This window comes from Pseudomonas sp. A-RE-22 (genome assembly GCF_019956035.1).
GTDB lineage: Bacteria > Pseudomonadota > Gammaproteobacteria > Pseudomonadales > Pseudomonadaceae > Aquipseudomonas > Aquipseudomonas brassicacearum.
This window is the reverse complement of the sequence record NZ_JAHBCZ010000088.1, coordinates 91,056-112,872: the sequence shown is the minus strand read 5'-3', so window position 1 is coordinate 112,872 and position 21,817 is coordinate 91,056. Positions and strand designations below refer to the sequence as shown.

The window sequence follows — 21,817 nt, the reverse complement described above, 5'->3', positions numbered from 1 at the left end:
GCTGTTCTGCCGACTGAAAACTGACCCAGGTGTTCAATTACTTCTGCTCACTTTCCGAGCAGGAGAACACAGGTGATCAGCATGGAAATGTTGGGGAAAATTCGGAGGATGTACTTTCGCGACAAGCTGTCGCTACACCAGATCGCCAAGCGTACCGGGCTGTCGAGAAACACCATCCGAAAATGGGTCAGAGCGCCCGAAGCCACTCAACCGGCGTACCAGCGGTGCGCAACCTTCAACAAACTCAGCCCATTCCACGAGACGCTGGAGCAGGCGCTGAAGGCTGATTCGTTTCGGGCAAAGCACAACCGCAGGAGCGCCAAAGCACTCTTTGAGCAGATCAAAGCCCAGGGTTATGACGGCGGCTACAGCCAGCTCACAGCCTTCATCCGCTCGTGGCGCGGTGAGCAAGGCAAATCGTTACGTGCCTTTGTGCCGCTGACGTTTGCACTCGGTGAGGCTTTTCAATTTGACTGGAGCGAAGAAGGTCTGCTGATCGGCGGCCTGTTCCGACGCATCCAGGTCTCCCACATGAAGCTGTGCGCCAGTCGCGCGTTCTGGTTGGTTGCGTATCCCAGCCAAGGCCACGAGATGCTGTTCGATGCCCATACGCGCTCGTTCGGTGCGTTAGGTGGGGTGCCACGTCGCGGCATTTACGACAACATGAAAACGGCTGTCGACAAGGTTAACAAGGGCAAAGGACGCACGGTCAATGCTCGGTTTTCCGTGATGTGCGCGCACTACCTGTTCGATCCGGACTTCTGCAATGTCGCCTCGGGCTGGGAAAAAGGCATCGTTGAAAAGAACGTGCAAGACAGCAGACGACGCATCTGGCTCGACGCTCAAGACTGCATGTTTCACACCTTCGAAGAATTGAATGCCTGGCTCGGCCAACGCTGTCGTGCACTCTGGAGCGAGCTGGTGCATCCGCAGTACAACGGGCTGACGGTGGCAGAGGTCTTGGAGCTGGAGCGGGTCGAAATGATGCCGATGCCGACGGTTTTTGATGGCTACGTCGAGCGCACCGTACGGGTCTCCAGCACCTGCCTGATCAGCGTGGCGCGAAATCGATATTCGGTGCCTTGTGAGCGCGTCGGCCAGTGGGTCAGCAGCCGTCTGTATCCTTCTCGGATCGTGGTCATCGCCGATGAAACTATGATCGCCAGCCACGAGCGTCTGTTTGATCGAGATCAGGTCAGTTTTGACTGGCAGCATTACATCCCACTCATCGAACGCAAACCCGGTGCGCTGCGCAATGGCGCGCCGTTTGCCGATCTGCCTAAGCCGTTGCAGCTTCTCAAGCGGGGCCTGAGACGTCACAGCAACGGTGATCGAATCATGACGCAGGTACTGGCTGCTGTGCCCATCGCCGGTCTCGACCCGGTGCTCGTGGCGGTAGAACTGGTGCTTGAGTCGGGAAGCTTGAGCGCCGATCACATCCTGAATGTTCTAGCTCGACTGACCTCCACTGCACCACCTCCTTCCGTAGAAACCAACCTGCAACTCAAGATAGCGCCTGTCGCCAATACGGCGCGCTACGACCGGCTCCGTACAACCGATGAGGAGAATCGCAATGCGTGACCTAATGGCGGAACTCAAAGAGCTGCGTCTGCATGGCATGGCCAGCGCTTGGGAAGAACTGGCTTCTCAAGGAGAAGCCTCGACGACGTCGTCGAAGTGGCTGCTCGAACATCTGCTCCAACAAGAACAAGCAGATCGCGCCGTACGCTCAGTGAACCACCAGATGAACATGGCCAAACTGCCCATGCATCGTGACTTGGCAGGCTTCGACTTCAGCGCTTCCAGCGCAGATGCCCGTCTGGTCAAAGATCTGTCCAGCTTGGAGTTCACAGAGACCGCGCAGAATGTCGTGTTCATCGGCGGGCCAGGAACCGGTAAAACACATTTGGCCAGCGCCTTGGCCGTGTCCGGAATCACGACCCATAACAAACGCGTGCGCTTCTTTTCCACAGTGGATCTGGTCAATCTGCTGGAGCGTGAAAAGTACGACGGCAAGAGTGGCCGAATCGCTCAAGGGCTGCTTCGGACAGACCTGGTGATACTCGATGAACTGGGGTATTTGCCCTTCAGTCAGAGCGGCGGCGCTCTGTTATTTCACCTGCTGTCCAAGCTATACGAGCACACTAGCATTGTGATCACGACCAACCTCAGCTTCTCGGAATGGTCGAGTGTGTTCGGCGACGCCAAGATGACCACAGCGTTGCTGGATCGGTTGACACACCATTGTCACATCGTCGAAACGGGCAACGAGTCCTACCGCCTGCAACACAGCACTCTGGCCGCGCAGACAAAGATCAAATCACGTGAACGAAAGCGCAAGGACGAAGAAGGTATCGAGGACGATGAACCGTTTTGATCTGCACCATAAACACCCTGCCGCATGCCTTTATGCGGTGGGGCTTGATGACCGTTCAACCGGAACACTGCTGCTAAGCTTATTCACAATTGCTGGGACAAAAAACAGCAATCCGCCCTGGGTCAATTTTCAATCGGCAGGGTGGGTCAGTTTTCAATCAGCGCCAACAAGCAAGTCGCTGTTGTTTACGATGCTCATAGGGATTGATGCCCTGGGCAACCAAGGCACGGGCTTCATCACGACGGGTACGGGCTTCTTTAAGCCCAATTTGCGGATAACTACCGAGGGACATGCGCTTCTGCTTGCCCGTCCAGTAGTAACGGAAAAGCCAGACTTTTCCGCCGCTGGCCGTCACATTGAGTGTGAGACCATCGCTGTCACCGAGGGTGTAGTCATTACCGGTGATTCGGGCATGCCGAACTGTCATTTCTGAGAGTGCCATCGCGAGCTCCTGAACAGAGTCAGGGCCAGATGCTCATCTCGCTGCGTAAACTGCTCCAGCAACAAACCGATTCAGTACGCGTCAGGATTCTGGACTTAATCCTGGACTTAAACGCACCGGATAGTGCTGGATTTCAGTGGTTCCCGCTGGAACGAAAAAAGGGCCTAAAGGCCCTGATTTCAATCACTTACAGAATTCAGTGGAACTCTGTAGCGCAATATTTGGAGCGGGAAACGAGACTCGAACTCGCGACCCCGACCTTGGCAAGGTCGTGCTCTACCAACTGAGCTATTCCCGCGTCTTGGTGTGGCGCATTCTATAGATTCAAATTACGCCGTCAACCCCTTGATTCAAAAAAGTTTTATTTCGGCTCTACATCCGTCCGCAGATGCGGCCAGGCGGCGCGCAGGTATTGGACCATCGACCACAGCGTCAGCCCAGCGGAAACCAGCAACAGCGCATAGCCCAACAGCACCCAGAAACTGAAGTCCGAAGGGTTGGCCAGCAGGATCACCAGGGCGAGCATCTGCGCGGCGGTTTTCCATTTGCCGAGGTTCGACACGGCGACCTGGGCGCGGGCGCCCAGCTCGGCCATCCACTCACGCAGCGCCGAGACGACGATTTCGCGGCCGATGATCACCGCCGCCGGCAGAGTCAGCCAGAGGTTGCCGTGTTCCTGTACCAGCAGCACCAAGGCCACCGCGACCATCAGCTTGTCGGCCACCGGGTCGAGGAAGGCACCGAACGGCGTGCTCTGCTCCAGGCGTCGAGCCAGGTAACCATCCAGCCAGTCCGTCGCGGCGGCGAAGGCAAAGACCGAGGCGGAGGCCATGTAGCTCCAGTGGTACGGCAAATAGAACAGCAAAATGAAGATCGGAATGAGCAGGACGCGTAGAACGGTAATCAGGTTTGGGATATTCATCGGCACAACTGGCTGCGAGGTTGACGGGCATTCTACTCGCTGTGCAGGTTTGCATAAATCGACTCAGCGAGCTTTTTACTGATACCGGGTGCTTTGGCTATCTCCTCGATGCTGGCACGAGACAGTTCCTGCAATCCACCAAAATGTTTCAACAAGTCGCGGCGGCGCGTCGGGCCGACGCCTGCCACACCTTCCAGTGTAGACGTCCGGCGCGTCTTGCCACGGCGGGCACGGTGTCCGGTGATGGCAAAGCGGTGGGCTTCGTCGCGGATCTGCTGGATCAGGTGCAGCGCCGGCGAATCGCCCTTGAGGGTGAACTCATGGGCGGCGTCGTTCAGGTACAAGGTTTCGAAACCGGCCTTGCGCGTCGCGCCCTTGGCCACCCCCAGCAGGATCAGGTCGGGCACCATCAGTTCATTGAGCACATCGCGGGCCATGGACAACTGGCCCTTGCCGCCGTCGACCAGGAGGATGTCCGGCAACTTGCCCTCCCCGTCCTTGAGCTTGCCGAACCGGCGCATCAATGCCTGATGCATCGCCGCATAGTCATCGCCCGGGGTGACGCCTTCGATGTTGTACCGGCGATAATCGGACTTGATCGGGCCTTCCGGGCCGAACACCACGCAGGACGCCACGGTTGCCTCGCCACTGGAATGGCTGATGTCGTAGCACTCCAGCCGCTGCGGCGGCTCGTCCAGGTTGAGGACATCGGCCAGGGCATCGAATCGCGCCGCCACGTGCTGACGGTTGGCCAGGCGCGCGCCCAGGGCCTGTTCGGCGTTAGTCACGGCCAGCTGCTGCCAACGGGCACGGGTACCGCGAACGCGGTGGCTGATGGTCAGTTCACGACCGCGAAGCTTGTCGATGGCTTCGATCAGGGCCGGGAAATCCTCGTGGACCACGTTGACGATCAACTCGGCAGGCAAGTCGCGTTCCGGGCTGCTGACGTAGTACTGGCCCAGAAACGCCGCCATGACCTCGGCCACGTCCTCCTCGATACCCACTTGGGGAAAGAAGTTCTTGCTGCCCAGCACGCGACCGCCACGTACGCTGATCAAATGCACGCAAGCGCCGCCCGGGTTGATGAACGCGGCGATCACATCGACGTCACCGCTGCCACCTTCCATGCTTTGCTGGTCCTGAACGCGGCGCAGCAGGCCAATCTGGTCACGCAGCTCGGCGGCCCGTTCGAACTCAAGGTTGACCGCCGCGTCTTCCATGGCTGCCGACAGTTCATCGGTCAGCGCATTGCTGCGGCCCTCCAGGAACATCACCGAGTGACGCACGTCCTCGGCGTAGACCTGCGGCTCGACAAACCCTACGCAAGGCGCCTTGCAGCGCTTGATCTGGTATTGCAGGCAGGGCCGGGTGCGATTCTTGTAGTAGCTGTCTTCACACTGGCGAACGAAAAAGGTCTTCTGCAGCAGGCTGAGGCTTTCACGAATCGCCCCGGCGCTGGGGTAAGGACCGAAATACCGACCCTTGGCCTTTTTGGCGCCCCGATGAATGCTCAGGCGCGGAAAGGCCCCGTCGGACAGAAACACGTAGGGGTAGGATTTGTCGTCGCGCAGCAGGATGTTGTACGGCGGGCGCCATTCCTTGATCAGCGTCTGCTCGAGCAGCAGCGCCTCGGTTTCATTGGCGGTGATCGTCGTTTCGATTTGCGCGATGCGCCCCACCAGGGCGGCAGTCTTCGGGGCGAGGCCGGTCTTGCGAAAGTAACTGGCCAGGCGTTTCTTGAGGTTCTTGGCCTTGCCGACATAAAGCAGGCGTGCGTCGCCGTCGAACATGCGGTACACGCCGGGGCGGCCGCTGCAAGTGGAGAGGAACGCACTTGGATCAAACAATTCAGTCATTTTCAGGCGCTGGCATCGACCATGCCGTGGCGCACCGCCAACAGTGTCAATTCGACGTCACTGCTGATCGAAAGCTTCTCGAAGATACGGTAGCGGTAGGTGTTGACGGTCTTTGGCGACAGACACAGCTTGTCGGAGATGATCTGCACCTTCTGGCAACCGACAATCATCAGCGCAATCTGGATTTCCCGCTCCGACAGCGCATCGAAGGGAGAATCGTTGGTTGGCTGGAACGACTTGATCGCCAATTGCTGGGCGATTTGCGGGCTGATGTAGCGTTGCCCGGCAAAAACCAGACGAATGGCCTGGACCATCTCGTTCAACCCAGCACCCTTGGTGAGGTAACCCGCCGCGCCCGCCTGCAACAGCCGGGTGGGAAACGGATCCTCTTCACACACGGTCACCGCGACCACCTTGATGTCCGGGTGACTGCGCAGCAGTTTGCGCGTGGCCTCAAGGCCGCCGATGCCAGGCATCTTGACGTCCATCAACACCACGTCGGGCTTCAATTCGCGCGCCTTGATCAGGGATTCTTCCCCTGATTCAGCCTGGCCAACCACCTGCAGGCCGTCGATGTCAGCCAGCATTCGTGTAATGCCCGTACGGACGAGATCATGGTCATCGACCACTAACACCCTAATCAAGCAGACACCTCACGATTTGGTCTTATTTGGGTTGCACAACACCTTAGCAAAAAGCGTCCGGCAGACCTAGCGCAAAGGGACAGATAAAAGTTACAACGCATCTTTATTGGCATAACGTCCGAGGCTTCAAGCACCGGCGTCTCGCTGCATCCTCAGGAAACACTCATCCTCGCCCACGACGCGCAGGCCCATGCGTTCGTACAACGCCCTGGCCGGATTATCCTTGAACACCGTCAGGCGCAGCGCCGGCCGACGCTCCAGGCCCACCAGGTCCCAAACCTGTCCGATCGCCCAAGTACCGGCGCCCTGCCCACGAAACGCTTTATCTACCTGCAGTTCCCGGATGTACAACGCCCGGGCGTCGCGGCTGAGGCTGACAAAGCCCAGTGCCTGGCCGGCACGACTGATTATCCAGTTCTGGCGAATAATCCAGGCCAAGTCGAACGCTTCGTCCTGCCAGAGCAAATCATGCTTGAGGTAATAGGCAAGCATGTTGTCGCAGGTCAGCTGCCGGGCGAAGTCGATGTCCCCAGCCGTTGCGGCACGCCACTCGAAACTCATGAACACCTCATCCAAGCACGGCCACCGGCACGACTTGCCCTACCCAACCGTTGCCATCGCGGCGGGCGATCACCAACAGCTCGCCCGTGCCGGGCGCTGCCGCGAGCAGCGAACCGTCCGGGCCCCAGATAGCACTGCGGCCAGCCGATTCCCAGCCTCCGGTGGCGCCACCATGATTGGCCATTAGCACGGTCATGGCATGCTGCCGGGCATAGCCTTGCAGCAATGTCGTATCGGGCGCGTAGCCACCCTCGGTGATCAACACCCCCGCTGCATATAGCGTAGCGCCCTGCCCGGCTGCCGCGGCAGCATGGCTGGCGTGGCAAAAATCGGCGCATACCGCCAGGGCGATGCAATCCTGCCCCATCGCCAGTATCGAGCCGCCATGCCCCGGGGCGAAGGCGACTTCTTCCCCAGGGTGCAGATGCTGCTTGCTGTACACCCCGAGGGAACCGTCAGCGCCGAGGACCAACGCACCAATCAACACCGGGGCGTCCGTCGACAGGCGAATCGGCATGCCTACCACCGCCGTCAGGCCGAGCTCGCGGGCCAGGTCGCGCAGCGGTTGCAATACGCCGTCCTCCGGCCGGATGGCCAGATCCGCCGCCAAGCCACGTTCGTAGCCGGTGAGCGACAGCTCAGGAAACACGAGCAACTGCACGCCCTGTTCAGCGGCCGCCTGCATGAAATACTGATGACGCACGAGGTTGGCACGAACGTCCCCCGCAATGGAGATCGACTGGGCGGCGGCGAAGGCTGGAACGGTCATGGGTCATCCTGGGAGGCGCTGCAAACCTGAAGTTTGTCACAAAGCCCAGCGGACTCAAGCCAGGCCGAACAATTGCATGCCCTCGATAGAATTTTCTGATTGAACCGGCGCACCGTCCTCAAGTAAGCTCAGGGCCATTCATCGGAGACAGACCATGTTCAACGCCCTCTCACCGCTTCAAACCGCCAGCGCCCCGCGCTTGGTTGCGGCTGCCTGGGCGAACAGCGTGCAAACTCCGGTCAGCTTTTATTTTGGGTATTGGTTTAGCCACTGGCGCGCCTGATACCCAACCGGCGCCCATTTTAAACGGGTCGCCTTCCAGAGTTTTCCAAACCCCCGGTCGGCCTCCCGACCGGGGGTTTTGTTTTTTCAGGCCCCACACATTTGCAACACCAGACAACTTGAGGATTGAGCCATGAACTACGCCACTTATTACCGTTACGACAGTTTTTCCGCCTGGCGATTTACCAGCCACCGCTCGGGACAGCCTGCCGCCTCCGATCGGTCACCTACCGGTGGCAAGCCTCAATTGCGGGCCAATCCGGCCAATTGTCGAACACCCCACTAGGACCGGCGCGCGGGAATGAACCCGCTGCCCGTCCAGGAAGCCAGATCATGAATTCGTCCGTCTCCGCTTTGCCGCTGTCCACGCTCAACCCTGCCAACGAAGCCCTGACCCTGCGTCTGCCGAGCTCGTTGCAACTCAAGCACCAATTGCCGCTCAGCACCGCGTTGAGCCATCAAGTGAGCGCTCATCGCCAGGCCATCCGCGCGATCCTCGACGGTGAGGACTCCCGCCTGCTGGTCATCGTCGGTCCCTGCTCGATCCACGACCCGAAATCCGCCCTCGAATACGCCGCCAACCTGGCTCGCGTGGCTCATGAAGTGCGCGACAGCATGCTGCTGGTCATGCGCGCCTACGTGGAAAAGCCCCGCACGACCGTAGGCTGGAAAGGCCTGGCCTACGATCCTGGCCTGGATGGCAGCGACGACATGGCCGCCGGCCTGACCTTGTCCCGGGAACTGATGCGCGAGATATTGCAGCTTGGCTTGCCTGTCGCCACCGAACTGCTGCAACCCATGGCCGCCAGCTACTTCGACGACCTGCTCAGTTGGGTGGCCATTGGTGCGCGCACCACTGAATCGCAGATCCACCGGGAAATGGCCAGCGGCCTGGGCATGCCCGTGGGGTTCAAGAACGGCACCGACGGCGGGGTCGGCATTGCCTGCGACGCCATGCGCTCTGCCGCCCACCCCCATCGGCATTTCGGCGTGGACAGCCAGGGGCATCCGGCGATCATCCAGACGCCGGGCAACCCCGACACCCACCTGGTGCTGCGCGGCGGTCATCGCGGGCCGAACTACGACCAGCAGAGCGTCACGCAGATACAGCATGACCTGACCCGCCTCAAGATACCGGCCCGGATCATGGTGGACTGCAGCCACGCCAACAGCGGCAAAGACCCGCTGCGCCAACCGCAGGTGTTCAATGACGTGCTGGAGCAACGGCTGCAAGGAAACCGCTCCCTGATCGGCATGATGCTCGAAAGCCACCTGTTCGAAGGCTGCCAGCCGTTGGGCCCGTCGATGCGCTACGGCGTCTCGGTCACCGATGGTTGCCTGGGCTGGGAGTCTACCGAGCAGTTGTTGCGCGACGCCCACCGCAAGCTGCAATTGCCAGCCTGAGGTCCCGAACCCACCTTCCCCTGGAACCAGGGGGCGGCGTGGGCCCCTTTGTGGGAGCGAGCTTGCTCGCGATAGCGTCAGTTCAGCCAGCATTAATGTTGCCTGAAACACTGTCATCGCGAGCAAGCTCGCTCCCACAGAGGTTGTGCTGGGCTTTGCTCAGTCTGGCGCACTGGAACGAACCTGGACCGTCACCCACTCGGAACGCTGGCTGACGTCATCCAGGCGCTCAACCTGATAGAACACGCCCACCGACCTGTCGCCTTGATCCTGCCAATACGCCGCAGGAATCACAAAAACGAGCGGTTGGCCTGCCGTGGCCTCGGTGATTTCGCGTTCACGGACATAAGACGAGTTCCCGTTGCACTGCAACCAGACCAGCTCGCCCGCCTCAAGCCCGGGATCATCGATGACAATCGTCACCCCCTCTTGCAAATCGTCGACATTCAGCCACCCGTCGTTCATCTCCCGAATCCTGGGCGCCTTCAACGCAGGACGCTGTAGCGGACCGATGCGCAATGACAAGGGCTCGGCGCGGCGCACCGAATGTCCACGCCTGACGACATAGGCCAAGGCCAGGTTGTGTCCCACATGGGGAGCGATCAGCGAATGATCGATCCAGAGCGACACCTCACGACCAACCGCATGGGTTTCTATTTCCAGCACATCGCGCCAAAGCGCGTTGGAACCCTTGCTGGCCGTCAAGATCAACCGATCGCCAACCGCCATCCTGGCGTAGGGCCGAATGGTCAGCCACGTTCCGTCGGGCACCCGACTCGGATCAAGGCTGCCTCCGACCGCGTCGTTGGCAACGGCAGGCAGCAGTTGCGGTGATACATCGCCGATATCCAGTTGCAGGTGTTGCGAAACCAGGGTGGCCGGCAACTGTTTGCCCGTCACCTGGTAGGAAAGCTCCAGCGAGCCACCGTCCAACTCGGCAATATGCGGTTCGCGCACGACGAACACGACGTCTCGCCCTACTTGCCGCTCCGTGACGAACCCGACCACTTCATGTCGGTAAGACTCACCCTCGTTGTTGAGCCCATGCCAACGCAGCAGCACCTCATCCCCGCACGTCATCAGTGGATAAGGTTTGATGGTAACGACGGCCTTGCGCCAAGCGGGGTCGATCACCCCGTCCCGGGCCGCTGCCAGGATCGGTGGCGGCAGCCTTGTCCCTGAAGTTGAACGGGATCGTTGAAGAGAGGGGTAAGTGATCATGTACAGGCTCCAGTCCTTGGATGAAGGCACCGTTTGCATAACGGCGCTCGATGGGGCCATTAAAACCTGCTCGCGGCAAACCCACAGCCAGACAAGACAACAACGGCGGTGGTCCCTGGCGTTCAAAGCTGTAGCTGCAAACGACTCGGGTTATAGGAGAGCTCCTACACATGTAGCCACCGTCGGGGGATTTCCCATTCTTCCCACTTTTTCTATTCCGGTTTCCCCGGTTCAGCGCGGTTTTTTCCTACACCGTCCATTACGGGTCTGGATTAGAGTGAGGTCGCAAATTCACCGTGAACCTCTTCGAAAAAGGTACGAACATGCAACGGAATGCAACCACTCAATTTCCCATCCTGTTGGTCCATGGGTTGTTCGGGTTTGACAGGATCGGCGGTTTCGAACTTTTCCATGGCATCAAACAAGCCCTGCGCGCAGGCGGTGCCCGGGTGTTCATCCCGTACCTGTCGGCCACCCATTGCAACGAGGCCAGAGGCGAACAACTACTGGCGCAAATCGATCGGGTCCTGGCCGGCACCGGTGCGGCCCGGGTCAACCTGATCGGCCACAGCCAGGGTGCGCTGGCCGTTCGATATGCTGCCGCGCTGGCACCCGACAAAGTTGCCTCGGTCACGTCGGTCAGCGGCCCCAACCATGGTTCCGAACTGGCCGACTTCCTGCGCAAGGCCCTTACCCCCGGACGGTTGCCAGGGCATGTGGCACGAGACGTCGCCACGCTGTTCGCCGATTTCATCTCGCTGCTTGACGGGCAGGCGCAGCTATCGCCCACCGCCGTCGCCGCGCTGGCGACGTTGACCACTGAGGGCGTGGGCGCCTTCAACGACAAATACCCCCAGGGCCTGCCGAAGCACTGGGGTGGGAACGGCCCGGACCGAGTCAATGGCGTGCGCTACTACTCATGGAGCGGTACGTTGCCCGAGGCTACAGGGGAAGCATCGGAGCCTTTGCAGGGTTTCTGCCGCGCCTTTTCCGACTACTTCATCACCGAAGCCGAGCAGAACGACGGCCTGGTCGGACGCTTCAGTTCGCACCTGGGCAAGGTCATTCGCTCCGACTATCCAATGGACCACATGGAGGCCATCAATCCAGGAGTCGGCACATTACGCAAGGGTACAGACCCCACAGAGCTTTACCTGCGCCACGCCGAGCGCCTGCGCAAAGCCGGCCTTTGATCGCCGGCCCCAAGGTTTTGACGCAATTTTGACAACAACCCGTCAATGAATCCGGTAGGCTCAACACCTTTAAATACAGCGAAAGGAATTTCCCCCATGGCCAAAGCCACTGCCCGCCACATCCTGGTTTCCACCGAAGACAAGTGCAACGAACTCAAGGCCCAGATCGAAGCCGGCGCCGATTTTGCCGAAGTTGCCAAGGCCAACTCCTCCTGCCCATCCAGCCGTCAGGGTGGCGACCTGGGTTCGTTCGGCCCGGGCCAGATGGTCAAGGAATTCGATACCGTGGTGTTCAGCGCCCCGATCAATGTGGTCCAGGGTCCGGTCAAGACTCAGTTCGGTTACCACCTGCTGGAAGTGACCAGCCGTCAGGACTGATGGCTCCTTGTGGGAGCAAGGCTTGCTCCCACAGGCCTTGCCCCCACAGATAAATCCCTTCGCCATAAGGACTGGCGATCCACGCGCCGCTCGCGTACAAATCGTGTCATCGATCACCCGGCTTTAAGGCTGACAATGCGACTGGCGTTCCCTTCCCTGCTATTGACTGCCGTGGTCCTGCTGACAGGCGCCGTCGGCGTCGATGCAGCACCGCAACATGCCCTGACCGTCTATGGCGAACCGGCCAAATATGCCGAAGGCTTCGGCCACTTCGCCTACACCAATCCCCAGGCCCCCAAAGGCGGGACCCTGCGCCGCTCGGCCGTCGAGATCGGCCACTTCGACCACATCCTGCCCTACATCGACAAAGGCATCGGCGTCAGCCAGATCGACGGGATGCTGTATTCGCCCCTGGCCCAGCGCTCGCTGGATGAACCCTATACCGTCTATGGCCTGGTAGCGCAGAAGATGGAGCGGGCCGACGATGGCCTGTCCCTGCGCTTCTACCTGAACCCCAAGGCGCGCTTCGCCGATGGCAAGCCCATCACCGCCGAGGACGTGCGCTACAGCTTCGAGCTGTTGATGACCCAGGGCAGCCTGCGCTATCGCACCCAGTTCGCGGCGGTCAAGGACGTCGTGGTCGAGGACGAGCGCACCGTGCGCTTCAACTTCAAGAACAATGAAAGCCGCACCCTGCCCCTGGACATCGCCACCTTGCCGGTCCTTCCCGAACATTGGTGGAAGACCCGCGATTTCGCCAACGGCGGTGGCTACGAGGCGCCACTGGGCAGCGGTCCATATAGGGTGAGCAAGGTCGATTCCGGGCGCAGCATTACCTTCGAGCGCAATGCCGATTGGTGGGGCAAGGACCTGCCAGTCAGTCGCGGCCTCTACAACTTCGACCACTTCAGCATCGAGTATTTTGGCGACACCGATGTGGCCCGCCAGGTGCTGCGCGGCGGCGCCTATGACTACAATCGCGAGTTCTCCGCCACCGGCTATGCCATCGGCTATGACAGCCCGGCCCTGCACGACGGTCGCCTGCAAAAGGCCCACCTGGCCACCGAGGCTCCCCAGACCGCCCAGGGTTTCGTCTTCAACCTGCAGAAACCGCAGTTCCAGGATCGTCGTGTGCGCCTGGCCCTGGCGATGCTCTGGGATTTCGAATGGAGCAATCGCCAGATGATGCGCAATGTCTATGTGCGTCAGCAGAGTTACTTTTCCAACACTGAACTCGCCGCTCGAGAACTGCCCGATGCCGGCGAACGGGCGATCCTCGAGCCGTTGCGCGGACAGATTCCCGACGAAGTCTTCACTCAAGTCTTCCAGGCTCCGAAAACCGACGGCAGTGGCGTGATCCGCGACAAACAACTGCAAGCCCTGGCGTTGCTGGAACAGGCCGGCTGGAAACCGGACGGCGACCGCCTGGTGAATGCCGAGGGCGAGCCGCTGAGCTTCACGTTCCTGAACAGCCAGAACGGTATGGATCGCCTGTTGCTGCCCTACAAGCGCACCCTGGCGCAGATTGGCATCGACATGAGCATCCGGCGCATCGACGCGTCCCAATACGTCAATCGCCTGATGAGCCGTGACTACGACATGATCATCACCGGCTACCCGGTCAGCACCTCGCCGGGTCTGGAACTCTACAACTACTTTGGTTCGGCGGCGGCCAACGACCCGGGGGCCAACAACTACATGGCCCTGCAGAACCCGGCGGTGGATGCCCTGATCGACGGCCTGGTCAAGGCCACGACCAAAGCCGACATGCTCCACCACGCCCGTGCACTGGACCGGGTGCTGCAATGGAATTACTACTGGATCCCCAACTATTACCCGCCGGGCAGCTCGACCGTGTGGTGGAACCGCTTCGGCATCCCGAAGGTACAGGCCAGCAATGACGAAGCCATCGAGAGCTGGTGGGAAGTGAGCAGCACACCGTTGACCAACGAGCAGATGCGTGCCGAACTCATCAGGCGTGGCACACCCGGAGGGCGGCATTGATGTGGGCTTATATCGCAAGACGCCTGCTGCTGATCATTCCGACCCTGGTGATCATCTTGCTGGTGAACTTCGTCATCGTACAGGCCGCGCCGGGCGGGCCGGTGGAACAGGCCATCGCTCACCTGCAAGGCATCGGCGGCGCCAGCATCGGCAGTTCGGGCAACACCATGACCGGCAGTTCCCGCGCCAGCCGGGGGCTCGATCCACAGTTGATCAAGGACATCGAGAAACAATACGGCTTCGACAAACCGGCCCACGAACGCCTGTGGCTGATGCTCAGCAGCTACGCTCGCCTGGACTTCGGCAAGAGCTTCTTCCGCGGTGCCACGGTCACCGACCTGATCCTGGAAAAAATGCCGGTGACCATTTCCCTCGGTCTCTGGGCGACGCTGCTCACCTACCTGGTGTCGATTCCCCTGGGCATTCGCAAGGCCGTGCGTCACGGTTCCGCGTTCGATGTGTGGAGCAGCACGGCGATCATCATTGGCTATGCCATGCCGGCGTTCCTCTTCGCGATGTTCCTGATCGTGGTGTTCGCCGGCGGCACCTCGCTGAACTGGTTTCCGGTGCGCGGGCTGGTATCGGACAACTTCGAGTCGTTGTCGACGCTGGGCAAGATCGCCGATTACTTCTGGCACCTGGTGCTGCCGGTCACGTCGCTGGTGATCGGCGGCTTCGCCACCCTGACGATCCTGACCAAGAACTCGTTCCTCAATGAAATCACCCGCCAGTACGTGGTCACCGCGCGGGCCAAGGGCATGAGCGAACGCCGGGTGCTGTACGGCCACGTGTTCCGCAACGCGATGCTGCTGGTGGTATCGGGTATTCCCCAGGCGTTCATCAGCGTGTTCTTCGCCGGCTCCTTGCTGATCGAGGTGATTTTTTCCCTCGACGGCCTGGGACGCATGAGCTACGAGGCCGCGGTGTCCCGGGATTATCCGGTGGTGTTCGGTTCGCTGTTCATCTTCACGTTGTTCGGTCTGCTGATCAAACTCATCGGCGACCTCTGCTACACCCTGGTGGACCCGCGCATCGACTTCGCCGCGAGGAACGCCTGATGTTCAAGTTTTCCCCCTTGGGCCGTCGGCGCTTCGAACGCTTCAAGAAAAACCGTCGGGGCTGGTGGTCGCTGTGGCTGTTCATCGGCCTGTTCATCCTGAGCCTGGGCGGCGAGCTGATCGCCAATGACAAGCCGCTGGTGGTCAGTTACCAGGGCTCGCTGTATTTCCCGGTGTTCAAGCGCCATACCGAACAGGAATTCGGTGGCCAACTGCCGTTCCAGGCCGACTACCGCAGCAGCTACGTGCAGAACCTGATCCACAAGGACGGCGGCTGGCTGTGGTTTCCACCGATTCCGTTCAGCGACGACACGCCCAACTACGACCTCAACCAGCCGGCCCCGAGCCCTCCCACATCGGTGAACTGGCTGGGCACCGATGACCAGTCCCGGGACGTGCTGGCCCGGGTGATCTTCGGCGCGCGAGTGTCGATCCTGTTCGCCCTGGCCCTGACCGCCATCAGCGCGCTGATCGGCATCGCCGCCGGTGCATTGCAGGGCTATTACGGTGGCTGGGTGGATTTGCTCGGGCAACGCTTGCTGGAAGTCTGGTCCGGGCTGCCGGTGCTCTACTTGCTGATCATCCTGTCCGGCTTCGTGGAGCCGAACTTCTGGTGGCTGCTGGGGATCATGGCGCTGTTTTCCTGGCTGGCCCTGGTGGACGTGGTCCGCGCCGAGTTCCTGCGCGGGCGCAACCTGGAATACGTGAAGGCCGCCCGAGCCCTGGGTTTGTCGGACCGCAAGGTGATTGTGCGGCATATCCTGCCCAACGCGATGAACGCCACCCTGAGCTACCTGCCCTTCATCCTCACCGGGGCAATCTCCACCCTCACCGCCCTGGACTTCCTCGGTTTCGGCATGCCGGCCGGCAGCGCGTCGCTGGGCGAATTGATTGCCCAGGGCAAGCAGAACCTGCAAGCGCCGTGGCTGGGGCTCACGGCGTTTTTCACCCTGGCGCTGATTCTTTCTCTACTGGTGTTTATCGGCGAAGCGTTGCGAGACGCGTTCGACCCACGATCATGAAACGGCCATGAAGCGGAACCTTGAGATGAGCGACAACCTGATCGAAATCCGCGACCTGAGCGTGGCCTTCAACGACCAGACGGTGGTGCGCAACCTGTGCCTGGACATCCGCCCCGGCGAATGCCTGGCCCTGGTGGGCGAGTCCGGCTCCGGCAAGTCAGTGACGGCCCACTCGATCCTGCAACTGTTGCCCGAGACAGAAGCCCGCACCACCGGCAGCATTCGCTATCGCGGCCAGGAACTGGTGAGCGCCGATACCACGGCCCTGCGGGAGCTGCGCGGCAACCGGATCGCGATGATCTTCCAGGAGCCGATGACCTCGCTGAACCCGCTGCACAGCGTCGAGAAGCAGATCGGTGAAACCCTGATGCTGCACCGGGGCCTGGGCGGCAAAGCGGCGCGCCAGCGCATCCTGGAGCTGCTGGCCCTGGTGGGCATTCAGAAACCCGCCGAACGCCTCAAGGCCTATCCTCATCAACTGTCCGGCGGCCAGCGGCAACGGGTGATGATCGCCATGGCCCTGGCCTGCGAGCCGGAGCTGTTGATTGCCGACGAACCGACCACCGCGCTGGACGTGACCGTGCAGCGCAAGATCCTGCTGCTGCTCAAATCGCTGCAGCAACGGCTCGGCATGTCCTTGTTGCTGATCAGCCACGACCTCAACCTGGTGCGCAGCATCGCCCAACGGGTGTGCGTGATGAAGGCGGGGGAAATCGTCGAACAGGCGCCTTGCGAAACCCTGTTCAGCGCACCGAAACATCCCTACAGCTGCGAGCTGCTGCATGCCGAACCGGAAGGCGAAGCCCTGCCCCGGGACGAGCGCGAAAACGTGTTGCAGGTGCAGGACCTGCGCGTGAGTTTTCCCTTGGGCGGCGGGTTGTTCCGGCGCAAGGAATACTTGCGCGCCGTGGACGGTATCAGCCTGAGCATCCAGCGCGGCAAGACCCTGGGCATCGTCGGCGAATCCGGTTCCGGCAAGTCCACGCTCGGCCAGGCGATCCTGCGGCTGATCGACTCCGAAGGCAGCATCCACTTCCAGGGCCAGGCCCTCGATCAGCTGTCGCACAAGGCACTGCGGCCGTGGCGCAAGCAGATGCAGGTGGTGTTCCAGGACCCGTTCGGCAGCCTCAGCCCGCGCATGTCGGTGCAGCAGATCATCAGCGAGGGCCTGGAGGTCCACCAGCCTTCCAGCCCCGAACAGTGTGAAGCCCGGGTGATCCAGGCCCTCAAGGAGGTCGGCCTCGACCCTTCGACCCGTCATCGCTACCCCCATGAGTTCTCCGGCGGCCAGCGCCAGCGCATCGCCATTGCCCGGGCCCTGGTGCTCAAGCCAGCGTTGATTCTGCTGGACGAACCCACCTCGGCACTGGACCGCACCGTGCAGAAACAAGTCGTCGCCCTGCTTCGTCAGCTCCAGGAGAAGTACGACTTGACCTACCTGTTCATCAGCCACGACCTGGCGGTGATCCGTGCCTTGGCCCATGACATGATCGTGATCAAGGACGGCAAAGTGGTCGAGCAAGGCGCCAGCCATGACGTGTTCGACTCGCCCCAGCATCCTTATACCAAGGAGTTGTTGGCGGCGGCGCATACGGGGTGGGCATAATGCGGCGCATGACGTAGCTTCGTGTCGCCCTCATCGCGAGCAAGCTCGCTCCCACAGTGGTCTGCGTCGCACTGAAGATCAACTGTGGGAGCGAGCTTGCTCGCGATGAGGACCTGACAGGCAACACACAATTCGGATCCGACCATGAACCCCACCGAAAGCCTCAAGGATTACAAGCGCGTCCGCACGCTGGCGATCCGTTCGTTGTTCGAGATCATCGAGCAGTCCAGCGAAGGCACGGTGATTGTCGACCGTGACGCGAACATCGTCTGGATGAACGAACGCTACGCCCGCCGCTTCGGCCTGAACTCGGCGCAGGAGGCGATTGGCCGGGCGTGCGAGAGCGTGATTCCCGGCAGCCTGTTGCGTGAAGTGGTGCGCACCGGACGCCCGATCCTGCTGGACATGCAGGACACGCCCAAGGAGCCCTTGGTGGTGATGCGCCTGCCGATCCACGACAGCGCGGGCGCGGTGATCGGCGCCATCGGCTTTGCCTTGTTCGATGAGTTACGCAGCCTGTCCCCGATGCTCAAGCGCTACCTGAGCATGCAGGAAGAACTGGCCTCCACCCGCTCGCTGCTGCGGGCGCGGCAGACCAAGTACAACTTTGCCCATTTCATTGGCACCAGCAACGCCGGCCTTGAGGTCAAGCGCCGTGCCCGGCGCAGCGCCAGCGCCGATTCGCCAGTGCTGCTGCTCGGCGAAACGGGCACCGGCAAGGAACTGCTGGCCCAGGCCATCCACAGTGCTTCGCCGCGCGCACACAAGGCGTTCGTCAGCATCAACAGCGCGGCGATTCCTGAATCGCTGCTGGAAGCCGAATTCTTCGGCACCGCGCCAGGGGCGTTTACCGGGGCCGACCGCAAGGGCCGCGCCGGCAAACTGCAGATCGCCCAAGGCGGTACGCTGTTCCTCGACGAGATCGGCGACATGCCGTTGCCGCTGCAAAGCAAACTGCTGCGAGTGCTCCAGGAAAAGGAATACGAACCGGTGGGCTCCAATGAGGTACTGCAAAGCGACGTGCGAATCATCGCCGCCACGTCCATGGACCTGGAAGCGGCGATCAAGCGCGGAGAGTTTCGCGCCGACCTGTACTACCGCCTCAACGTGCTGCCGATCCAGGTCCCGCCGTTGCGCGAACGCCTGGATGATTTGCCGGCCCTGAGCGAAGCGATCCTTGAAGAACTGCGCAGCCAGCACGAACTGAACCCCGCCGCCCTCGACCTGCTGCGGCAACACGCCTGGCCGGGCAACATCCGCGAACTGCGCAACGTGCTGGAACGGGCCGCGCTGCTCAGCGATGACCTGGTGCTCACGGCGGCGGACATCCGCGCCGCCATCGGCACGTTCATACCGGTAACCCACACGGCAAGCCCAAGCCTGGAACCGTTGCCGCAAGAAACTTTCAGCCAGGCCCGGGCACGCTTCGACCGGCAGTTGATCGAAACCACCCTCGCGCAATGCGGGGGCAAAGTGGTTGAAGCGGCCGAGCGGTTGGGGCTGGGGAGGTCGACGTTGTACAAGAAGATGGTGGCGTTGGGGATTGCGGAGTCTCAATAAAGAGACTTCATTCTCAAAATATAGACTCATGGTTTTGGAGCGCTTTGCGCTCATCGCGAGCAAGCTCGCTCCCACAGGGGGACTGGGTTCTCCTGAAATACGCGGCCAACTGTGGGAGCGAGCTTGCTCGCGATGAGGCCTGCACACCCCACACAAATCTCAAAACAGAGACAAACCTCTCATTCCCGCCCTACAACCCCAAACAATTTCCTTATATTTCAGCCAGTTACACACCTGGCACAAAACTCGCTAAAGCCCTCCCCACAGCTTCACCACAACAATAACAATCCAGGAGACACACCATGAGTGTGATCATTGCCTTGGCAGCCCTCACGCTGCTGATGGTCGCCGCCTACCGTGGCTACAGCGTTATCCTCTTTGCCCCCATTGCCGCCCTCGGCGCCGTCCTGCTCACCGACCCGTCCGCCGTCGCTCCCGCCTTCACCGGGGTGTTCATGGAAAAAATGGTCGGCTTCATCAAACTGTATTTCCCGGTGTTCCTGCTCGGCGCGGTGTTCGGCAAGCTGATCGAACTGTCGGGGTTCTCCCGCTCCATCGTCGCCGCGGCGATTCGCTTGCTGGGGACGCGCCAGGCCATGCTGGTAATCGTGCTGGTCTGTGCCTTGCTGACCTATGGCGGCGTGTCGCTGTTCGTCGTGGTGTTCGCGGTGTATCCATTCGCCGCCGAGATGTTCCGCCAGAGTAATATCCCCAAGCGCCTGATCCCGGCCACCATCGCCCTCGGCGCGTTCTCGTTCACCATGGACGCCCTGCCCGGCACGCCGCAGATCCAGAACATCATCCCCAGCACGTTCTTCAACACCACTGCCTGGGCCGCACCGTGGCTGGGCGTGATCGGCACGCTCTTCGTGTTCAGCCTCGGCATGCTGTTCCTGCAACGCCAGCGTAACAAGGCCCAGCGCACGGGTGAAGGCTACGGCACCGAGTTGCGCAACGAGCCGGAAACCGCCGAAGACATCAAGCTGCCGAACCCCTGGATCGCCGTTTCGCCACTGTTGGCGGTAGGGCTCATGAACCTGTTGTTCACCCAGTGGATTCCCCAGTGGTATGGCAAGACCCACAGCCTGGCGCTGCCGGGCATGGCGACGCCAGTGACCAGCGACATCGCCAAGCTCACCGCGATCTGGGCGGTGCAGGCGGCGTTGCTGGTGGGCATCATCATGGTCTTGCTGTTCGGTTTCCGCGCCATTCGCAGCAAACTCGCCGAAGGCAGCAAGAGCGCCGTGGGCGGCGCCTTATTGGCGGCGATGAACACCGCTTCGGAATACGGCTTCGGCGCGGTCATCGCATCCTTGCCGGGCTTCCTGGTACTGGCCGACTGGCTCAAGAGCATTCCCAACCCACTGGTCAACGAAGCGGTGACCGTCACGCTGTTGGCGGGCATCACCGGCTCCGCCTCGGGCGGCATGAGCATCGCTTTGGCGGCGATGTCCGAAACCTTTATCAGCGCCGCACACGCCGCCAACATTCCCCTGGAAGTGCTACACCGGGTAGCCGCCATGGCCAGCGGCGGCATGGACACCCTGCCCCACAACGGCGCGGTGATTACCCTGCTGGCGGTAACCGGGCTGACCCACCGCGAAGCCTACAAAGACATTTTCTGCATTACGCTGATCAAGACCCTCGCGGTCTTCGTGGTGATCGGTGTGTTCTACGCCACTGGCATTGTGTGAGGTTCCCATGACAACCACTCTTTCGGGCAAGACGGCCCTGGTCACCGGTTCTACCAGCGGCATCGGCCTGGGCATCGCCTTGAGCCTGGCCAAGGCCGGGGCCAACCTGATCCTCAACGGCTTTGGCGATGCCTCGGCGGTGATCGCCGAGGTGAAACAGTTCGGCGGCCAGGTCGGTCATCATCCAGCCGATGTCAGCGACCCGGCGCAGATCGCCGATATGCTCGCCTACGCCGAACGCGAGTTCGGCGGCGTGGACATCCTGGTGAACAACGCCGGGATCCAGCACGTGGCCGCCGTGGAGGATTTCCCGGTGGAGCGCTGGGACTCGATCATCGCCATCAACCTGTCCTCGGTGTTCCATGCCACCCGCCTGAGCCTGCCGGGCATGCGCGCCAAGGGCTGGGGGCGGATTATCAACGTCGCCTCGGTGCACGGTCAGGTCGGCTCGGTGGGCAAGGCGGCGTATGTCGCGGCCAAGCATGGGGTGATCGGCCTGACCAAAGTGGTCGGCCTGGAAACCGCCACCAGCAACGTGACCTGCAACGCCATCTGCCCGGGCTGGGTGCTGACGCCGCTGGTGCAAAAACAGATCGATGATCGCATTGCCGCCGGCGTCGATCCGCAACAGGCACAGCACGATCTGTTGGCCGAGAAACAGCCCTCCCTGGAATTCGTCACCCCGCCGCAACTGGGGGAACTGGTGCTGTTCCTGTGCAGCGAAGCCGGCAGCCAGGTGCGCGGCGCGGCGTGGAATATCGATGGTGGGTGGTTGGCTCAATAACCCTCTCTACTGGATACTGATCGTTCCCACGCTCTGCGTG

At 61.2% G+C, this 21,817-nt stretch carries 19 protein-coding genes, 1 tRNA gene and 1 pseudogene; 13 read left to right on the top strand and 8 right to left on the bottom strand.

Annotated features, from left to right (window positions below; genetic code table 11):
* Positions 1–81: 81 nt before the first annotated feature.
* A complete protein-coding gene (gene istA, locus KGA89_RS29115) occupies positions 82–1,581 on the top strand; it encodes an IS21 family transposase (protein WP_223473193.1) in 1,500 nt (499 codons plus the stop codon).
* The gene (istB, locus tag KGA89_RS29110) at positions 1,574–2,377 is read left to right on the top strand and encodes an IS21-like element helper ATPase IstB (protein WP_223473155.1); all 804 of its coding nucleotides are present in this window, start codon (positions 1,574–1,576) and stop codon (positions 2,375–2,377) included. The genes istA and istB overlap by 8 nt, the downstream gene beginning before the upstream one ends.
* A 169-nt stretch (positions 2,378–2,546) precedes the next feature.
* On the opposite strand, the pseudogene KGA89_RS29105 reads toward istB, so the two are convergent.
* The 7 genes and pseudogenes from KGA89_RS29105 to KGA89_RS29075 form a co-directional block, all read right to left on the bottom strand.
* Positions 2,547–2,819 (bottom strand): annotated as a pseudogene (locus KGA89_RS29105) (Arm DNA-binding domain-containing protein); the annotation flags it as partial.
* Positions 2,820–3,041: 222 nt separating this feature from the next.
* Positions 3,042–3,117: transfer RNA gene (locus KGA89_RS29100), tRNA-Gly, on the bottom strand.
* Positions 3,118–3,180: 63 nt separating this feature from the next.
* Complete coding sequence (gene pgsA, locus KGA89_RS29095; protein ID WP_003200282.1) at positions 3,181–3,741, bottom strand: CDP-diacylglycerol--glycerol-3-phosphate 3-phosphatidyltransferase; 561 nt, start codon at positions 3,739–3,741, stop codon at positions 3,181–3,183.
* Between the two features lie 32 nt (positions 3,742–3,773).
* A complete protein-coding gene (gene uvrC, locus KGA89_RS29090; RefSeq protein WP_223473154.1) occupies positions 3,774–5,597 on the bottom strand; it encodes an excinuclease ABC subunit UvrC in 1,824 nt (607 codons plus the stop codon).
* 2 nt (positions 5,598–5,599) lie between these two features.
* Positions 5,600–6,241, bottom strand: a complete 642-nt coding sequence (uvrY, locus tag KGA89_RS29085; protein WP_003200277.1) for a UvrY/SirA/GacA family response regulator transcription factor — start codon at positions 6,239–6,241, stop codon at positions 5,600–5,602.
* Between the two features lie 126 nt (positions 6,242–6,367).
* Entirely contained in the window at positions 6,368–6,802 is a 435-nt protein-coding gene (locus KGA89_RS29080; RefSeq protein ID WP_003200274.1) for a GNAT family N-acetyltransferase, read from the bottom strand.
* Between the two features lie 7 nt (positions 6,803–6,809).
* A complete protein-coding gene (locus KGA89_RS29075) occupies positions 6,810–7,571 on the bottom strand; it encodes a carbon-nitrogen hydrolase family protein (protein ID WP_223473153.1) in 762 nt (253 codons plus the stop codon).
* Between the two features lie 415 nt (positions 7,572–7,986).
* Here KGA89_RS29075 and KGA89_RS29070 point away from each other — a divergent pair, with 415 nt between their 5' ends.
* On the top strand, positions 7,987–8,139 hold the full coding sequence (locus KGA89_RS29070; RefSeq protein ID WP_003200270.1) for a hypothetical protein: 153 nt from the start codon (positions 7,987–7,989) through the stop codon (positions 8,137–8,139).
* 47 nt (positions 8,140–8,186) lie between these two features.
* Positions 8,187–9,257 carry a 3-deoxy-7-phosphoheptulonate synthase gene (locus KGA89_RS29065; RefSeq protein WP_223473152.1) on the top strand — a complete coding sequence of 357 codons (1,071 nt, stop codon included), beginning with the start codon at positions 8,187–8,189 and terminating at the stop codon, positions 9,255–9,257.
* Between the two features lie 159 nt (positions 9,258–9,416).
* Here KGA89_RS29065 and KGA89_RS29060 read toward each other — a convergent pair whose 3' ends face one another.
* Positions 9,417–10,478 (bottom strand): hypothetical protein, encoded by a 1,062-nt coding sequence (locus KGA89_RS29060; protein WP_223473151.1) that lies wholly within the window; start codon positions 10,476–10,478, stop codon positions 9,417–9,419.
* Between the two features lie 323 nt (positions 10,479–10,801).
* Here KGA89_RS29060 and KGA89_RS29055 point away from each other — a divergent pair, with 323 nt between their 5' ends.
* The 9 genes from KGA89_RS29055 (at position 10,802) to KGA89_RS29015 (ending at position 21,777) form a co-directional block, all read left to right on the top strand.
* Positions 10,802–11,671 (top strand): esterase/lipase family protein, encoded by an 870-nt coding sequence (locus KGA89_RS29055; RefSeq protein ID WP_028236632.1) that lies wholly within the window; start codon positions 10,802–10,804, stop codon positions 11,669–11,671.
* Between the two features lie 96 nt (positions 11,672–11,767).
* Positions 11,768–12,049 (top strand): peptidylprolyl isomerase, encoded by a 282-nt coding sequence (locus tag KGA89_RS29050; RefSeq protein ID WP_003200262.1) that lies wholly within the window; start codon positions 11,768–11,770, stop codon positions 12,047–12,049.
* A 135-nt stretch (positions 12,050–12,184) separates the two neighbouring features.
* A complete protein-coding gene (locus KGA89_RS29045) occupies positions 12,185–14,053 on the top strand; it encodes an extracellular solute-binding protein (RefSeq protein ID WP_223473150.1) in 1,869 nt (622 codons plus the stop codon).
* A complete protein-coding gene (locus tag KGA89_RS29040) occupies positions 14,053–15,111 on the top strand; it encodes a microcin C ABC transporter permease YejB (protein ID WP_003200258.1) in 1,059 nt (352 codons plus the stop codon). Before KGA89_RS29045 ends, KGA89_RS29040 begins: the two co-directional genes overlap by 1 nt.
* Positions 15,111–16,133 (top strand): ABC transporter permease, encoded by a 1,023-nt coding sequence (locus KGA89_RS29035; RefSeq protein ID WP_003200255.1) that lies wholly within the window; start codon positions 15,111–15,113, stop codon positions 16,131–16,133. Before KGA89_RS29040 ends, KGA89_RS29035 begins: the two co-directional genes overlap by 1 nt.
* Before the next feature lie 25 nt (positions 16,134–16,158).
* Positions 16,159–17,739 (top strand): ABC transporter ATP-binding protein, encoded by a 1,581-nt coding sequence (locus KGA89_RS29030; protein ID WP_223473192.1) that lies wholly within the window; start codon positions 16,159–16,161, stop codon positions 17,737–17,739.
* A 144-nt stretch (positions 17,740–17,883) separates the two neighbouring features.
* Positions 17,884–19,299 carry a sigma-54 interaction domain-containing protein gene (locus KGA89_RS29025; RefSeq protein WP_003200252.1) on the top strand — a complete coding sequence of 472 codons (1,416 nt, stop codon included), beginning with the start codon at positions 17,884–17,886 and terminating at the stop codon, positions 19,297–19,299.
* A gap of 302 nt (positions 19,300–19,601) precedes the next feature.
* The gene (locus tag KGA89_RS29020) at positions 19,602–20,993 is read left to right on the top strand and encodes a GntP family permease (RefSeq protein ID WP_003200250.1); all 1,392 of its coding nucleotides are present in this window, start codon (positions 19,602–19,604) and stop codon (positions 20,991–20,993) included.
* A 7-nt stretch (positions 20,994–21,000) separates the two neighbouring features.
* Positions 21,001–21,777 (top strand): 3-hydroxybutyrate dehydrogenase, encoded by a 777-nt coding sequence (locus tag KGA89_RS29015; protein ID WP_039011205.1) that lies wholly within the window; start codon positions 21,001–21,003, stop codon positions 21,775–21,777.
* Positions 21,778–21,817 lie beyond the last annotated feature (40 nt).

Bases quoted from the DNA above. Each gene is read 5' to 3' on its own strand.
- KGA89_RS29040 (WP_003200258.1), top strand. From the start codon at position 14,053: ATGTGGGCTTATATCGCAAGACGCCTGCTGCTGATCATTCCGACCCTG.
- istA (WP_223473193.1), top strand. From the start codon at position 82: ATGGAAATGTTGGGGAAAATTCGGAGGATGTACTTTCGCGACAAGCTG.
- KGA89_RS29050 (WP_003200262.1), top strand. From the start codon at position 11,768: ATGGCCAAAGCCACTGCCCGCCACATCCTGGTTTCCACCGAAGACAAG.
- KGA89_RS29030 (WP_223473192.1), top strand. From the start codon at position 16,159: ATGAGCGACAACCTGATCGAAATCCGCGACCTGAGCGTGGCCTTCAAC.
- KGA89_RS29035 (WP_003200255.1), top strand. From the start codon at position 15,111: ATGTTCAAGTTTTCCCCCTTGGGCCGTCGGCGCTTCGAACGCTTCAAG.
- pgsA (WP_003200282.1), bottom strand. From the start codon at position 3,741: ATGAATATCCCAAACCTGATTACCGTTCTACGCGTCCTGCTCATTCCG.
- istB (WP_223473155.1), top strand. From the start codon at position 1,574: ATGCGTGACCTAATGGCGGAACTCAAAGAGCTGCGTCTGCATGGCATG.
- KGA89_RS29065 (WP_223473152.1), top strand. From the start codon at position 8,187: ATGAATTCGTCCGTCTCCGCTTTGCCGCTGTCCACGCTCAACCCTGCC.
- KGA89_RS29075 (WP_223473153.1), bottom strand. From the start codon at position 7,571: ATGACCGTTCCAGCCTTCGCCGCCGCCCAGTCGATCTCCATTGCGGGG.
- KGA89_RS29015 (WP_039011205.1), top strand. From the start codon at position 21,001: ATGACAACCACTCTTTCGGGCAAGACGGCCCTGGTCACCGGTTCTACC.
- KGA89_RS29025 (WP_003200252.1), top strand. From the start codon at position 17,884: ATGAACCCCACCGAAAGCCTCAAGGATTACAAGCGCGTCCGCACGCTG.
- KGA89_RS29055 (WP_028236632.1), top strand. From the start codon at position 10,802: ATGCAACGGAATGCAACCACTCAATTTCCCATCCTGTTGGTCCATGGG.
- KGA89_RS29080 (WP_003200274.1), bottom strand. From the start codon at position 6,802: ATGAGTTTCGAGTGGCGTGCCGCAACGGCTGGGGACATCGACTTCGCC.
- KGA89_RS29020 (WP_003200250.1), top strand. From the start codon at position 19,602: ATGAGTGTGATCATTGCCTTGGCAGCCCTCACGCTGCTGATGGTCGCC.
- uvrC (WP_223473154.1), bottom strand. From the start codon at position 5,597: ATGACTGAATTGTTTGATCCAAGTGCGTTCCTCTCCACTTGCAGCGGC.
- KGA89_RS29070 (WP_003200270.1), top strand. From the start codon at position 7,987: ATGAACTACGCCACTTATTACCGTTACGACAGTTTTTCCGCCTGGCGA.
- KGA89_RS29045 (WP_223473150.1), top strand. From the start codon at position 12,185: ATGCGACTGGCGTTCCCTTCCCTGCTATTGACTGCCGTGGTCCTGCTG.
- KGA89_RS29060 (WP_223473151.1), bottom strand. From the start codon at position 10,478: ATGATCACTTACCCCTCTCTTCAACGATCCCGTTCAACTTCAGGGACA.